At 28.8% G+C, this 13865-nt stretch carries 16 protein-coding genes and 1 tRNA gene; 4 read left to right on the top strand and 13 right to left on the bottom strand.

Annotation, left to right across the window (positions count from 1 at the left end; genetic code table 11):
• Positions 1-12 precede the first annotated feature (12 nt).
• The 6 genes from PHEL85_RS06670 to PHEL85_RS06645 form a co-directional block, all read right to left on the bottom strand.
• Positions 13-1611, bottom strand: coding sequence for an SLC13 family permease (locus tag PHEL85_RS06670; RefSeq protein WP_036822635.1), 1599 nt, complete (start codon positions 1609-1611; stop codon positions 13-15).
• Positions 1612-1669: 58 nt separating this feature from the next.
• Positions 1670-2143 carry a CYTH domain-containing protein gene (locus tag PHEL85_RS06665; RefSeq protein WP_036822633.1) on the bottom strand — a complete coding sequence of 158 codons (474 nt, stop codon included), beginning with the start codon at positions 2141-2143 and terminating at the stop codon, positions 1670-1672.
• Positions 2144-2148: 5 nt separating this feature from the next.
• Positions 2149-2790: a hypothetical protein gene (locus PHEL85_RS06660; protein WP_036822630.1), complete on the bottom strand. Its 642-nt coding sequence runs from the start codon at positions 2788-2790 to the stop codon at positions 2149-2151.
• A 2-nt stretch (positions 2791-2792) separates the two neighbouring features.
• Positions 2793-3347, bottom strand: coding sequence for a hypothetical protein (locus PHEL85_RS06655; RefSeq protein ID WP_036822627.1), 555 nt, complete (start codon positions 3345-3347; stop codon positions 2793-2795).
• 32 nt (positions 3348-3379) lie between these two features.
• Positions 3380-4747 (bottom strand): OprO/OprP family phosphate-selective porin, encoded by a 1368-nt coding sequence (locus PHEL85_RS06650; RefSeq protein ID WP_036822625.1) that lies wholly within the window; start codon positions 4745-4747, stop codon positions 3380-3382.
• 99 nt (positions 4748-4846) lie between these two features.
• Positions 4847-5281: an Hsp20/alpha crystallin family protein gene (locus tag PHEL85_RS06645; protein ID WP_036822622.1), complete on the bottom strand. Its 435-nt coding sequence runs from the start codon at positions 5279-5281 to the stop codon at positions 4847-4849.
• 330 nt (positions 5282-5611) lie between these two features.
• On the opposite strand from PHEL85_RS06645, the gene PHEL85_RS06640 reads away from it, so the two are divergent.
• A complete protein-coding gene (locus PHEL85_RS06640) occupies positions 5612-6103 on the top strand; it encodes an alpha/beta hydrolase (protein WP_052108468.1) in 492 nt (163 codons plus the stop codon).
• A gap of 148 nt (positions 6104-6251) precedes the next feature.
• Here the strand turns inward: PHEL85_RS06640 and PHEL85_RS06635 are convergent.
• Positions 6252-6326: transfer RNA gene (locus PHEL85_RS06635), tRNA-Pro, on the bottom strand.
• Positions 6327-6408: 82 nt separating this feature from the next.
• On the opposite strand from PHEL85_RS06635, the gene PHEL85_RS06630 reads away from it, so the two are divergent.
• The gene (locus tag PHEL85_RS06630; protein ID WP_036822619.1) at positions 6409-7494 is read left to right on the top strand and encodes a PQQ-dependent sugar dehydrogenase; all 1086 of its coding nucleotides are present in this window, start codon (positions 6409-6411) and stop codon (positions 7492-7494) included.
• A gap of 137 nt (positions 7495-7631) precedes the next feature.
• Complete coding sequence (gene trxB / locus PHEL85_RS06625) at positions 7632-8579, top strand: thioredoxin-disulfide reductase (protein WP_036822615.1); 948 nt, start codon at positions 7632-7634, stop codon at positions 8577-8579.
• A gap of 86 nt (positions 8580-8665) precedes the next feature.
• Here trxB and PHEL85_RS06620 read toward each other — a convergent pair whose 3' ends face one another.
• Positions 8666-9112, bottom strand: coding sequence for a KTSC domain-containing protein (locus PHEL85_RS06620; RefSeq protein WP_036822612.1), 447 nt, complete (start codon positions 9110-9112; stop codon positions 8666-8668).
• A gap of 123 nt (positions 9113-9235) precedes the next feature.
• On the opposite strand from PHEL85_RS06620, the gene PHEL85_RS06615 reads away from it, so the two are divergent.
• Complete coding sequence (locus PHEL85_RS06615; protein WP_036822610.1) at positions 9236-10006, top strand: RNA polymerase sigma factor; 771 nt, start codon at positions 9236-9238, stop codon at positions 10004-10006.
• A gap of 33 nt (positions 10007-10039) precedes the next feature.
• On the opposite strand, the gene PHEL85_RS06610 is transcribed toward PHEL85_RS06615, so the two are convergent.
• The 5 genes from PHEL85_RS06610 to PHEL85_RS06590 form a co-directional block, all read right to left on the bottom strand.
• A complete protein-coding gene (locus PHEL85_RS06610) occupies positions 10040-11692 on the bottom strand; it encodes an ABC1 kinase family protein (RefSeq protein WP_036822608.1) in 1653 nt (550 codons plus the stop codon).
• Between the two features lie 42 nt (positions 11693-11734).
• Complete coding sequence (locus PHEL85_RS06605; RefSeq protein WP_036822604.1) at positions 11735-12121, bottom strand: hypothetical protein; 387 nt, start codon at positions 12119-12121, stop codon at positions 11735-11737.
• Positions 12122-12224: 103 nt separating this feature from the next.
• Entirely contained in the window at positions 12225-13040 is an 816-nt protein-coding gene (locus PHEL85_RS06600; RefSeq protein WP_052108467.1) for a 5'-nucleotidase, lipoprotein e(P4) family, read from the bottom strand.
• A gap of 6 nt (positions 13041-13046) precedes the next feature.
• The gene (locus tag PHEL85_RS06595) at positions 13047-13412 is read right to left on the bottom strand and encodes an arsenate reductase family protein (protein ID WP_036822600.1); all 366 of its coding nucleotides are present in this window, start codon (positions 13410-13412) and stop codon (positions 13047-13049) included.
• Positions 13413-13432: 20 nt separating this feature from the next.
• Positions 13433-13648: a hypothetical protein gene (locus PHEL85_RS06590; RefSeq protein WP_036822597.1), complete on the bottom strand. Its 216-nt coding sequence runs from the start codon at positions 13646-13648 to the stop codon at positions 13433-13435.
• Positions 13649-13865 lie beyond the last annotated feature (217 nt).

Below are 13865 nucleotides of genomic sequence, written 5' to 3'. Positions count from 1 at the left end.
TAAGCATCCATATTAAAATAAACCATTTGGAGTAATGCCCAGCCATTTAAAGTAGGTCATTGCCATTAAAATAGAAATAACCCATGCAATAGTTTGCATAGAAATACCAAATTTAAAAGCATCTGTCATGCTATAGTGATTGGTAGAATAAAGTAACAATGCAGGTTTGCTGTTAAAGGGTAATACATAAACGTGCTCAATTAAAAAGGCCACTGGTAAAGCCAAACTAACAATTTCAAAACCAAAACGAGTTGCAACACCTATCGCAATAGGAATAAAGATCATTGTTCTCATGGTTTTAGATTGCATAAATAATGAGCTAAATACCATGAGTCCAGTTAAAACTATATATAGAACCCAAAAAGGAGTTGAATCTCCAAAACCTACTGCATCAAAAAATGCATTTACAGAAATTGAAGGCAAATCAGTTACTTTAAAACCTGCTCCCAAAGTATATGCACCAGCAGAGAATAATAATAAGTGCCAAGGTATATCAACATCATTCCATTTTATGATTCCTATTTTAGGCATTAATGCAATTATAGCTCCAACAAATGCAACTGCTGTAGGACTAATTCCATGCCATTTATCTGTAACCCAAAAACCTAAAATAAGTCCAAAAATTACAACAGATTTTAGCTCGTTAAAAGAAAATGAACCCATAGAATTCAATTCCTTTTTTAAGCTTTCCATACCACCAGAAATATTTGGTAAACGTTCATTTTTAGGTATTGGAAAAATAATTTTTGTACCAATAATCCAACCTATCATCATTAATCCTAATGCTACAGGAAAAGAGGCTATCATCCACTGTGAAAAAAAAATATCAGAACCAATGGCACCTCCAATTAAAGATGCCGCTAATAAATTAGCTCCAGATCCAGTTAAAAATGAAGATGCACCCATATTTATTTGAAATAAATTTTGGAGAATTAAATTCCGTCCAAAATTATTTCGATCTCCTTTTGATGCTCCATACACTGCTGCAACCACCATCATTATAGGAAGTAAAATTGCAGCTTTAGCTGTGGTAGCAGAAATAAATAAGGATAGAACAATGTTAATCACCATAAAGCTTAGCATAATAGTTGACGAATTTTTACCAAATTTAAGAATGAACCACAATGCAAATCGTTTTGCTACACCAGTTGCTACTAACATACTTGCCAAAATAAAAGACAATATATTTAACCACATTATTTTATGGCCTAATTGCGCATAAGCAACCTCTTCAGGCAATACTTTGGTTAATACTAATGCAATTATGAGTATTAATGAAGTTAAATAATTGGGTATAGCCTCTGTAACCCATAAAATTAAAGATGCCGTAAAAATCGCAAGCATTGCTTTGTTAGAATAGATAAATTGTTGCAACCCTATAGAATTGAAGTTCGCTTTTCCGCTTTCACTTAGTGTATTGACATCAATATTTTTTAAAAATGGAACTTCAACAAAGAACATTAAAAGTAAAAATGAAATGATGGCTAAAGGTGCACCTATTTGCATTAAAAAATTTTCGAATTTAGATTTTTCCCTTATTGGGAGTTTCTCCATTCTATAATTCTTCATGTCTAGAACATCAAACGCTTCTTTTTTTATTTTCTCTTGCATTTTTTGCTATTTATAATTGAAAAAGGCGACATTGAAATAGTCTTAATTGGATCTTACTTTACCACTCCTTAAAAGGTTTTTTCATAAGCATAGCATTGTAATATTCTACCTTACCTGTAACTTCTTTACCTAACCAATCTGGTTTTTCAAAAACCTCATTTTCTGATGATAATTCTATTTCAGCAATTATTAAACCTTCATTTTTACCATAGAACTCATCTACTTCAAAAGTATAACCGCCAAATTTTACATTAAAACGAGTTTTATCAATAAGCTCTTTTTCACAAATAGCTAATAACTGTTTTGCATCATCAACTAATATTTCTTTCTCCCACTCAAAGCGTGATGCACCCGATTCGTTACCAATTCCCTTAATTGTAATAAAAGCATTATTATTTCTGATGCGAATACGAACTGTTCTTTCTGGTACTGATGATAAATAACCTTGAGTTATTCTCATTTGTTGAACTGATTGGTCTTTGAAAGTGTTGTTTTTTACTAAAAATTTTCTTTCTATCTCTCTGTTTTTCATACTTTTTAATTTGATAAAGGTTTGTCAATCCATCCTATAATTCGTTTAATTGCTTGTAGATAATTGATGTTTTCTACACCTTCTAACTCTAAATCTGAGATTGTCTTTTTTATATCATTTAATTCAGTTGATTCAGAATTAATAGAAACAACTTTTACGCCGTTAATTAGAATATGACCAACTTCACAAATTGTATCGTTAACCATGTAACCAAAACGTTTTTTATGAACTTTAATAGCTTTCAACTTTGAATGCTCAACAACGATTGATAAAAACTCTTTGAGCGTATAGAGACCTTGTATTAATAAAGGAGTGTCTACCTGAAAGGCAGGGAAAACTTCTTTCTCCAACACTTCTTTAGTAATAGGAAACTCCGCTTTCATCAACGGATTCCATTGTTCTAAACCATCAATGGTTTGCACAAAGGTTTTAATATCCATTTTACCATTTCGAATCTTGGTATTATTTATATTATTTGTTTTAGACAGGATATAAATTTCATCAGATTCTCTTTCTCTTACCTTTTCAGGAACAGGAACAGACAATTGCGCCATTAATTTAGCTGATTTATCAAAATTGTGGCCAAAGGTTCTAAACTCAAATCTAGGTTTAGATTGCTCTCCAATTTTCATTACTGTTTTAGACATAATTATTGAACATTATATACGTTCCAAAGTGCTGGATTATCTTTAAAATCATCTGATTCATCTGTAGATCCTCCTCCTGGAGTGTCATCTAAATACATTGACCCATCATTTGAATAATAATATTCTGCTGTATCTGTAGCAATACGAATATAGAAAGAGACCTTTGCACTTGTTTCACTTAATGATAATCCCAAATCTGTACTTACTTCTTTTAGGTTAATTGTAACTCCGGTTTGTGTAAATGAAGCATCATCTTCACCTGAAACTTTATTCGCTTTTACATACTCAGGAGTGTCACCAACTGCAAAATAAATACGTGCTTCTTCAATAGTTTCTGTACTTGCATAAACTAGCACAACATTAATGTCTGTTTCTGGAACCGGATTTGATGGAAAAGTAATCTTAGTTAAAGGACTATCTGTAGAATTAACCGTAAGATTAACAACTGCATCGTAAGTGTTATCAGGGTCTGTATCTTCTAGAACTTTATCTTCAACACAACTTACAGTTGCTATTAAAGTTATTATGAATAGTATGAAATAATTTAAATTTTTCATTTTTATATAGTTTTAAATATTATTAATTTTGATTAGAAGTCAATTTCTAATCTCATTGATACCATACCAAAATCATCTCCTGCATTACCTTCTGTTTCTGTAATTTTTGAAGGATCTGTTGATAGGTTTCCATCAACATCGTAACCTACATATAATTTCCCTTTTCCATTAGCATATCTATCATTGTTATTGTAGGCGTAATTCAACATAAATTTTACATTCGGATTAAAGTGATAATTTAGACCTAAAGTATATCCTTCTGCCGATCCACCATAAACTGCTGCATCAAAATCATTTGCATCTACAAAATCATATCTAAAAGCAAGCTCTAAGTCTCCATACTCTTTTCCTCTAGTAATTCTTGTAAACTCACCTTCTGTTTTATTGTAGTTATATTTTCCTCCAAAAAGCAAGTAACCAGCTTGTGCATAAAATCCATCAAAATTTATTGTTGATAAATCATCTATTCTACTAATATTTATGAGTTTATATTCTCCTTGAAACATGAAGCCTTTGTAAGCTCCAGCTAATTCAAAATCAAACATTGTTTGGTAATCCACATTTAAGATATCATCAGTATCAATATATTTTTTTCTATTTATTGAGGAATGAGATCGAGTGCTGTATCTAAAAGAGTGTGGTACTTCTGCAGTCGTTTGTGGAGTTCTATAAGTAGCAGCAATACCAAAGTGCAATACTTTTTCGTTCTCAATAATAGGTCTATAAACAGCTCTACCAGTAAATGCATATCCTTCATCTAAACCGAGATCTTTATTGTGATCTTGTGATATTTCAAATTCTTCTAAATCTCCCACAGTATTAAAATGAATACCACCAGATAATAAGTACTTTTCTTTCCAATAATTAGCTTGTAAGCCTAAATGACGAGAAGGATCTAATTTAGAAGCTAAAGAGCGCTCCATAAATGTTATATATCTTGAAGTTGTAGTCGTTTCCATACCAAAACTTTCTCTAAAATGACCTGCCTTTATATTCAAATCGCCTGAATCAAAGGTATATTTAAGATATGCATCTTTTAATTCAACAGCACTACCTGAAAAATCTAAATCTAATTCGGCATACCAATTATTCCACATAATTGCTTTAATAGCAAATCGGGCTCTACGAATAGTTGCTCCATTACCAATAGGATTTAATGCATCATTTGAAAAAAAAGCACCATCAAATTGCACTCTATTATCTAACCATAATGAATAACTGTTATCATCAGAAGTAAACTTTAAAATACCTTCTTGAACTTCTCCGTGTAAACTAAGCCAACTTACTTTTTGACCATATTGATTAAGTCTAATGGAATCATTTTTTTTATTTTCCTGAGCAATTGATCCTAAATTATATAGGATCATTACTACTAATATTATATATAGTTTATTTTTCATCTCATTTGTGTTTTTGTTGTTTTCTATAATTTAAAATTTAGTTTTTACCCATTAAAAAGAGGAGCTAAACCAACTCCTCTTTTTAATGAATAGAAGTTTTTAAACAACCTCAATTTTCTTTGGCTTATGATTCTTAGATTCTTCTTTTTTAACAAGATTAAAACTAAGTACACCATCTTTATATTTAGCTTTAACATCTTCTTCTTTTACTGAATCTGGTAGATGTAGTTTTTTTTCAAAAGAATTATAACTAAACTCTTTACGAGTATAGTTTTCTTCTTTTTCTTCTTTAGAATTTGAACTCTCTGCAGAAATATTAAGACAACCATCATCAATGGTTACTTCAAAATCCTTCTTAGCAAATCCAGGTGCTGCTAATTCAACTTCAAAGGCTTCATCAGTTTCTTTAATATTTAAGGCAGGTTCGTCTAGTTTTTTGTTCCAAACATTATTACCAAAGAAATCGTCTTTATCAAAAAAATCTGATGTAATAAGATTTCCCCAAGGTCTACTTTTAAATTTTACTAGTGACATAATTTTATAATTTTAAATTAAACAATTTTAACAAGTCTAAATTATAATTAAGATGCTAGTTCTGAAATGATCTGGGTCAGGGGAGTGGAGTAATTGTTGAAAATATTCTATAATAATACTATTTGTTTTTTAAAAGTTGGATGGTAACTTTTGTAATGAAGTTTTTTATATCACTTAATTACTTTCTTTTATTACATTTTTTTTCTTTTGATGTGTTTTTGTTGTTTGAAAAAGATGAGTATAAGTTAATATATTAAGAATAACTTTTGTAGTTTAGGGATTTATGAAATAATTAGGTAAACCTGACAGTTTTCGATAGATGAAATTAAGATGCTAAAATGGTGTTTAAATATAGGTAGAATTGGTATAATGGGGTTTTCAGCAGGTGGTCATCTAGCAGCAACATTATCTACTCAGTATAATAAAAACGTGTATGATAATGATGAAATAAGTGCAAAACCTAATTTTTCTATATTGATTTATCCGGTTATTTCCATGAACGATGCCATTACTCATAAAGGTTCAAGAATAAATTTATTAGGAAACGTACCTTCAAAAACAGACATAGAAATATTCTCAAACGAGCTAGGTGTAAACAAAGAAACTTCTAAAACATTTTTAATACATGCAACTGATGATAAATCTGTACCTGTAGAAAATAGTATTCAATATTATCTGGCTTTGAATAAAAATAATGTGTCAGTAGAAATGCATCTTTATGAAAAAGGCGGGCATGGTTTTGGTTTAGGAAAAAACGGTAGAAGTAAATCTTGGCCAAAAGCTTGTGTGAATTGGTTAAAAAGTAATAATCTGATTAAATAATATAATTAAGTTACAAGTAATGTAGAAGGAATTTATTTTGTTTTAATTCTGAACCAATTTGTTATTTGATTTATATTAATTTAATTTTCATTACTGCTTAAAATAAAAAAAAACCTTGATAAAATTTATCAAGGTTTTTGAATTTAAGTCGGGGTGGCAGGATTCGAACCTGCGACCTCCTCGTCCCAAACGAGGCGCGATGACCGGGCTACGCTACACCCCGAAAATAGTCATCAATTTTAGGACTGCAAATATAGAATAAAATTTATATATTGTATTTAAATTCATCATTTAATTTATATAAAATGAATCGAAATATTTTACTGTTATTTTTTGTTTTTTTTCTTGTAATTAATTGTTTTTCACAAAGTAGAGAATATGAGTTAATTGTATCTGATTTAACGAATCCTTGGGGATTTACTTTTTTTCCAGATAATTCGATATTAATTACTGAAAAAGAAGGAAAGCTGATTCATTTTAAAAATGGGAAAAAAATAGAAATTTCTGGGGTTCCTAAAATATACTTAAGAGGCCAAGGTGGTTTTTTAGATGTAGAGTTGCATCCCAATTATAAAAAAAATGGTTGGATTTATTTTACTTACGCATCCTCTCTAGGAAAAGGAAATGGAGGTAATACAGCATTAATGAGAGCTAGATTAAAAGGGGGGCAATTAATTAATCAAGAAGTATTGTATCAAGCATCACCAAATAGTACAAAAAGTTATCATTTTGGCTCTAGAATTGCTTTTGATTCTAACAATCATGTATATTTTAGTATTGGAGATAGGGGAGATAGAGATGGAAACCCACAGGATATTACCAAAGATTGTGGTAAAATTTATCGCTTAAACGATGATGGTTCAATTCCACAACATAATCCGTTTGTAAATTCTAAAAATGCAAAAAAAGCAATATTTAGTTACGGTCATAGAAACCCACAAGGAATGGAAATAAATCCATTTACAAAAGAGATATGGTCTCATGAACATGGTCCAAAAGGTGGAGATGAAATAAATATTATTAAAAAAGGAAAAAATTTTGGCTGGCCAAAAGCTAGTTTTGGAGTAAATTATAGTGGAACTAAATTTACAGATAAAACTTCAATTCCAGGAATGGAAAGCCCTATATATTATTGGACACCATCAATAGCACCAAGTGGAATGGCATTTATAAACAGTGCTAAATATGGAAAATGGAAAGGAAACCTTTTAGTAGGTTCTTTAAAGTTTCAATATTTAACAAGATGTATTTTAAAAGGAAATAAAGTTTTTAAGGAAGAAAAGCTGCTAAAAAATATTGGAAGAATTCGTTCTGTAGAACAAGGTGTAGATGGTTTTATTTATGTTGGTGTAGAGCAACTAGGAATTGTAAAGTTACTTCCTAAAAAATAAGAAAAATCATTACTATTATTACTTTCTGTTTAAATATTTTAAATTTCTATTTTTCCATTGTTAAAACTTATAAACATTCGTTTTTAAAAGCACCAAAAAACTTTATTTTTACAGTTCAAAATTCGATACAGAATATTATGTCAGATACAATAGAAAAAATAAAATGTTTAATTATAGGTTCTGGTCCTGCAGGATATACTGCAGCAATATATGCAGCAAGAGCAGATATGAAGCCTATAATGTATACAGGTATGCAAATGGGAGGTCAATTAACTACAACAACCGAAGTTGATAATTTTCCTGGTTATGCAGAAGGTACAGACGGGACTGCAATGATGGAAGACTTAAAAAAACAAGCAGAACGTTTTGGTACAGAAGTTCGTTTTGGTTTGGTTACAAAAGTAGATTTAAGTAATAAAGTTGGAGGCATTCATAAAGTTATTGTGGATGAGTCTAAAGAAATTGAAGCTGAAACTGTAATTATTTCTACTGGTGCAACTGCAAAATATTTAGGCTTAGAAAGTGAACAACGTTTAATTGGTGGTGGTGTTTCTGCTTGTGCAACTTGTGATGGTTTCTTTTATAAAGGTCAAGATGTAGTTGTAGTTGGAGCAGGAGATACTGCAGCAGAAGAAGCAACTTACTTATCAAATATATGTAATAAAGTAACCATATTGGTTCGTAAAGATTATATGAGAGCATCTAAAGCAATGCAACATAGAGTTAATAAAACTAAGAATATTGAAGTTTTATACAATACTGAAATTGATGAGGTTTTAGGATCTAATGTAGTTGAAGGTGTTAGGGCTATCAATAATCAAACAAAAGAAACTACAGATATTTCTGTAACAGGAGTTTTTATTGCAATTGGTCATAAACCAAATTCAGATTTATTTAAAGGTGTTTTAGATATGGATGAAACAGGTTATTTAATTACAAAAGGAAAATCTACAAAAACAAATTTACCAGGAGTTTTTGCTGCTGGAGATATTCAAGATAAAGAGTACAGACAAGCTGTAACTGCTGCAGGTACAGGTTGTATGGCTGCTTTAGATGCAGAACGTTATTTAGGAGCATTAGAATAGGCAACAAAGTAGTATTTTCTATAAATAAAAAAAGAGATTACATTTTATATAATCTCTTTTTTTATCTATTGTTAAATGAAAAATTCTTAAACTGCTACAGAAGCTTTCATTGATTTTCTATAAGTAAAAGAATTAAAAATGTTTCTTTTTCCAAAATTGTTCATTGATCTTGCGTTTACAAATTTTCCAAAAAGAATTTTACTAACTCCAAAATATTCATATTTATTACCATCTGTAAAAGTAACTTCTAATAACATACCCTTATGATGCCAATCTGCAACTTGAAATTCTGTAATAGTAGTTTTATAAGCATCTAAGTTTGCTTCTTTAGTTTCTGGAGCAATACTTACTAAAAAATGATACCCATCTATAATTTGAGTACTCATAATGTCTGCTTCTTCTTTTTTTACTTCATCAGTAAATTTATCAGGATGCCATTCTTTAACCAAACCTCTATAAGATTTTTTTAGATCTTTTAAATTAATAGGACCTTCTACTTTAAAAAGTTTTTTATATTCTTTTATGCGCTTCATTGTAAGCTGATTTTTTTAAATGCGTGCAAAACTACTGATATTAAATGTTTTATTACTGATTTTTATCATTTAATTTATGCTTTCTTTTTTGCATCTTTAAGTATAAATCTAAATTATTTTATTATGAAAGCGAACATTTCCTATTATCAAAACAAAAATGAGTTTCGTTTGTTTGTAACGAAATCATTTTCTAGTTTAATAAAACTTAAAGAAGAAAAGAATCAATATTCCTTTAATCAATTGGTATTAAAAATTTTACCAGAATTAAGGAAATATGTGAATCAAAGATTAAATATAGCAATAAAAAAGGGGCGTTTTTCAAAAGAGAAATATAAAGCAGATGATATTATTGATGAACTTTTTATAACAATATACGATAATATTGAAGAGGTAGAAGATGAAAGTAAATTTTATGTTTGGTTATTTAAAAAAGCAAATAAATTGTTAGATGATGTTATTGTAGAGGAAGAATTTAATGAATTATTTTTCAAAAATATTGATGATTTTTCTAAACCAGAATGGGATGAAATGCAAGAAGAATTTAGTACTGATGGAGATGGAGATTTAGTAATGATTGAAGAATTAGATGACCTTTCTTATAACCATAATGATTACAGTCTAAACCAAGTTTTTGTAGAAGATAATGAGAAGTCTTTATCAGAAAAATTAGACAAAGATTTAAGTGAAGATAAGGTAAACGAACATATCGAATTAGTTTTACATAATATGCCTTCTTCAATGCGAACTGCTTTCTATTTGTATACAAATCAAAAATTAAAAATAGAAGAAATTGCAGAAATCCAAAAGAGAACTATTCATGAAGTTGAAAAACTTTTAGATGATGCAAAAAAAGTAATACAAAGAAGTTTGTTTAATAGGTATTCTAATGATTAAAAACACTTTCTATGCAAGTATTATGGGGTTTTATTAATGTTTCTTTCTGAAAACGGAAAAAATAATTGTGAGTCCTAAAATTGCAGAAATAATAAATCCCATTGCACCTAAAAGAGGAACACCATTTATTAAGGGGGGCATTTTTGCAATAACTAAAATGGAAGATCCAATAGATAAAGCAGCAATTATAATAGCAAATACCAAACGATTTGCTACTTTGGTAGTTGCTGTTTGAAATTCTCTAAGCCCTTTATGTTCATGAATTACAACTAATTTCCCTTCTTTAATTTTCTTAAGAATTGTGTCTATATCTTCTGGCAGATTATCTATAAGATTACCAATGTCTTGATAACGAGTTAAATTCTTTTTAAATAACCTTTTTAAGCTAAAACGTTTTTTTGTAATTTTAGAAATATAAGGTTTAAGATTATCTGTTATATTAAATTCTGGATCTAGTTTTAAACCTACACCTTCAATAATTATTACAGCTCTGATTAACATATATAAATAATGAGGTAAAACTATTTTATTAGTATACATAACACTTTTAAATTGTGTTAAGGTGTCTGCTAATTTTATATTTCCCAAAGAAGTATTACTAACTCCTGCCATTAATTCATATAAATCGTATTCTAGTTTTTTATAATCTGGAATTTCTGTTTTTATTGCTATTTTTTCTAAGACCGTAATAATTTTGGTGACATTTTCTTGTACAAAATATAAAAGAAAATCACTTAACGCTTCTTTGTCTTTTGGCATAATTGTACCCATCATTCCAAAATCTATAAAACAAATTTGTTCAGTTTTTGGTAGTACAAAAATATTTCCAGGATGAGGATCTGCATGAAAGAAACCAAAATCTAAAATTTGTTGTAAATACAAATCAACACCTACTTTAGCAACAATAGCTGGGTTTATATTAATAGAATTTAAGATGTCATTTTCTGAGACTTTAATGCCATCTATAAATTCCATACAAATAAGTTTATCACTAGATAAATATTTATATACTTTTGGAACGTAAATAACTTCATTGCCTTCAAAATTCTTAGAAAAACGTTCCATATTACTTATTTCTCTTAAAAATTGAAGTTCTTCTTTAATACTTTTTTCAAAAGATGCAACAATTTGCATAGGTTGAAAAGCTTTAGCTTGATTACTATATTTAAGAAGGTTTTTAGCAATTTGTTTCATAACCAAAATATCTGCTTCAATAATTTCTATAATATTTGGGCGTTGAATTTTTAGAACAACATCGTCTCCAGTAATTAATTGTGCTTTGTATACTTGTGCAAGTGAACCAGCAGCAATAGGAGTAGCGTCTATATATTTAAAATGCTCAGAAATAGTAATTTTAAGTTCTTGTTCAATAACTTTATGTATATCAAAATTATTAGCTATTGCAACATGATCTTGTAGCTTTTGCAATTCTTTAATTAAATCGGGAGGCAAAAGATCTTCTCTATTGCTAAATATTTGACCCAGTTTTACATAAGTTGGTCCTAATTCTTCTAAAACCATTCGAATGCGCTCAAACTTTGAAAAGGAAAGTGATTTTTGTGTATCTGGATGTTTTTTTAAAAAGTTATTTGGAACAATTTTTTTTAGCTGACTATTGGCCACAATATCTTCAAACCCATACTTTGTGAGTACTGTAAAGAGCTTGTTATATCTTTGAAGCTTCATTTTATTAGTAAGTTTTAGTCTTATTTTAAAAGAATACTAACCTTACATGTGTTTTGAAAGGAATCTAAAAAAACTTTTCTTGAGATCAGAATAATCATGTCTTTGTTTCTCTAAACTATCTCTGAAATCCCCATGGTTTTTCATCAGCTTTTCATCTAATACACTTGTGTTTATTTTACTTTGAGGAGCAATTTCGTTTTCATGCTTTTCAATTTCTATAAGCATATTGTCAATATCTGATTTAAGAATTGTAAATTTATTTTTATAATTTGCTAGTTTTTCAAGAACCTTTTTTTTCTTCCAACGTTTTACTAGTTCATCTAATCTCTCGTTTAAAAAAAATAATTCTTCTTTCCAGAAATTAAGCTCTCCTTTCCATTGTTCATGTTCAATATGCATGTTCGAGTTGTAAATAACCTCCTTTTTCATAATAGTAAATACTTTAAAAGTTATGACTCTTTTTTAATAACCAAAGATTTAAATTTTAAATCAAAAGAAAAATGACTTTAGTCACTTTAGTTAAAATATATTCTTAATAAGAAATGATTTTTTTACGTCTAATAGAGTCTTTCTGAGAATTTGTCCAATTAAATTTATTTTCTAAAATCCCTTTTGTTTCCCAATCACCATAAGTAGGGTTAGGGAAGATTATAAATTTTCTACCAAAAAATGTTTTTAAACTATCAACACTTTTATTTCTTTGAAAAGTAGATTGGTTTTCGAATACTGATGAAAAGTCAGTTAGATTATCACCAAGAAATAACACAATTTCATGTGTTTTTCTAACACGATTCCTTCTGGTTTCTTTTTGATTGTCTATGTTTTTTAATATTACATGAGCTTTATCTGCAAAAGGAAAACCTTTAACTTTTAGGTTTTTAATAGTTTCCTTTGTTTGTTTAGATGATCTGTTAGAAATATAAAAAATTGTTACATTTTTACTTTTTGCATAGTTAAAAAAAGACAACGCACCAGGTATTGATTTAGCTTGCTCTTTTTTCACCCATTCTGTCCATCTAATTGTAGAATAGTCTTCATCTAATTCAACTTGTTTACCAGCATAAGGACTATTATCTAATAAGGTTTCATCAATATCTGTTACAATTGCAATTGGCTTTTTAAACTCGTTCTTTATAAGAATGTTATCTAACTGAATTCTAGCTAAATTATAAGCTTGATAAGTTAAAGCTCTGTATTCTGCAGCATTTTGTTGCCATAAAACAGCTTGAATTGTGTGTTCTTTAATTGGAATGTTTCTTGAATTTTCTTGTTTAACTTGAGTTATTTGTGATTTACATCCAATAAAAATAATAAATATAAGAAGAGAAAAAAGAGTGCTATTTTTCATTATTAATTAAATTTTTATAATATCACTAGGTGTTTCCACTAAAATGGTAATGTCACCTCTAATAGCAATGGGTTGCTTCATGATTTCAGGATTGTGTTTTATCATTTTTATCCAATCATTTGTAGAAAAATTATGGTGTTCAAAATTTTTTTTATAGGATGAATGCTCTTGATTTACTAGTTCTGAAACATTAATATTTAATCTTTCAGCTAGTTCAATAATTTGAGTTCCTGTTAATTTTGTTTTTAATAAATCAATTTCTAAAATAGCCAATCCTTCTGCTTTTGCATAAGCTAAAGTTTGTTTTGCTCTTACAGATTTTGAATGATAAAACAATGTAATTTGTCTTTCTGATGTGGCTATTTCTCCCATAATATCGATTTTTAATTATTCTACTTTCTTGCTTTATGTGTTTCTATATGATGAAGTAATAATTGTTTTAAACTTTCAAGATATTCCTGCATAACTTTAGCATCCATATGTGGGTGATTTATTGAAGGAATTGTCATTGGGTTTTCATCTAAAGATCTGTATAACTCAGGATAATTAGTCTCAATATTAGTTGTAAGTTGCGTAATTTGAGTTAAAATTTTTTGAAGATTTTTCATGATTAATAATCTTTTATTAATACAATAGTGTTTATAAAGATAAGTACATTAATTAAAGATTATTATGATATTAGTCAGGCTATTGAAAATAAAAGCAACAAAAAAACCATCATGTACATGATGGTTTTTTAAACAAACAACTAACTATAACCATTAACCAAATTGATAAAGGTTAAATTTTAATAATATTTGATAGCCAGTTGAGCTTGAAAAAGAA

Origin of the sequence: Polaribacter sp. Hel1_85 (genome assembly GCF_000766795.1) — a bacterium.
Lineage (GTDB): Bacteria > Bacteroidota > Bacteroidia > Flavobacteriales > Flavobacteriaceae > Polaribacter.
This window is presented reverse-complemented; position numbering and strand designations above follow the sequence as displayed.

Excerpts from the sequence above, each read along its gene's own strand:
- PHEL85_RS06670 (WP_036822635.1), bottom strand. The coding sequence starts at position 1,611 with ATGCAAGAGAAAATAAAAAAAGAAGCGTTTGATGTTCTAGACATGAAG.
- PHEL85_RS06665 (WP_036822633.1), bottom strand. The coding sequence starts at position 2,143 with ATGAAAAACAGAGAGATAGAAAGAAAATTTTTAGTAAAAAACAACACT.
- PHEL85_RS06660 (WP_036822630.1), bottom strand. The coding sequence starts at position 2,790 with ATGTCTAAAACAGTAATGAAAATTGGAGAGCAATCTAAACCTAGATTT.
- PHEL85_RS06655 (WP_036822627.1), bottom strand. The coding sequence starts at position 3,347 with ATGAAAAATTTAAATTATTTCATACTATTCATAATAACTTTAATAGCA.
- PHEL85_RS06650 (WP_036822625.1), bottom strand. The coding sequence starts at position 4,747 with ATGAAAAATAAACTATATATAATATTAGTAGTAATGATCCTATATAAT.
- PHEL85_RS06645 (WP_036822622.1), bottom strand. The coding sequence starts at position 5,281 with ATGTCACTAGTAAAATTTAAAAGTAGACCTTGGGGAAATCTTATTACA.
- PHEL85_RS06640 (WP_052108468.1), top strand. The coding sequence starts at position 5,612 with ATGCTAAAATGGTGTTTAAATATAGGTAGAATTGGTATAATGGGGTTT.
- PHEL85_RS06630 (WP_036822619.1), top strand. The coding sequence starts at position 6,409 with ATGAATCGAAATATTTTACTGTTATTTTTTGTTTTTTTTCTTGTAATT.
- trxB (WP_036822615.1), top strand. The coding sequence starts at position 7,632 with ATGTCAGATACAATAGAAAAAATAAAATGTTTAATTATAGGTTCTGGT.
- PHEL85_RS06620 (WP_036822612.1), bottom strand. The coding sequence starts at position 9,112 with ATGAAGCGCATAAAAGAATATAAAAAACTTTTTAAAGTAGAAGGTCCT.
- PHEL85_RS06615 (WP_036822610.1), top strand. The coding sequence starts at position 9,236 with ATGAAAGCGAACATTTCCTATTATCAAAACAAAAATGAGTTTCGTTTG.
- PHEL85_RS06610 (WP_036822608.1), bottom strand. The coding sequence starts at position 11,692 with ATGAAGCTTCAAAGATATAACAAGCTCTTTACAGTACTCACAAAGTAT.
- PHEL85_RS06605 (WP_036822604.1), bottom strand. The coding sequence starts at position 12,121 with ATGAAAAAGGAGGTTATTTACAACTCGAACATGCATATTGAACATGAA.
- PHEL85_RS06600 (WP_052108467.1), bottom strand. The coding sequence starts at position 13,040 with ATGAAAAATAGCACTCTTTTTTCTCTTCTTATATTTATTATTTTTATT.
- PHEL85_RS06595 (WP_036822600.1), bottom strand. The coding sequence starts at position 13,412 with ATGGGAGAAATAGCCACATCAGAAAGACAAATTACATTGTTTTATCAT.
- PHEL85_RS06590 (WP_036822597.1), bottom strand. The coding sequence starts at position 13,648 with ATGAAAAATCTTCAAAAAATTTTAACTCAAATTACGCAACTTACAACT.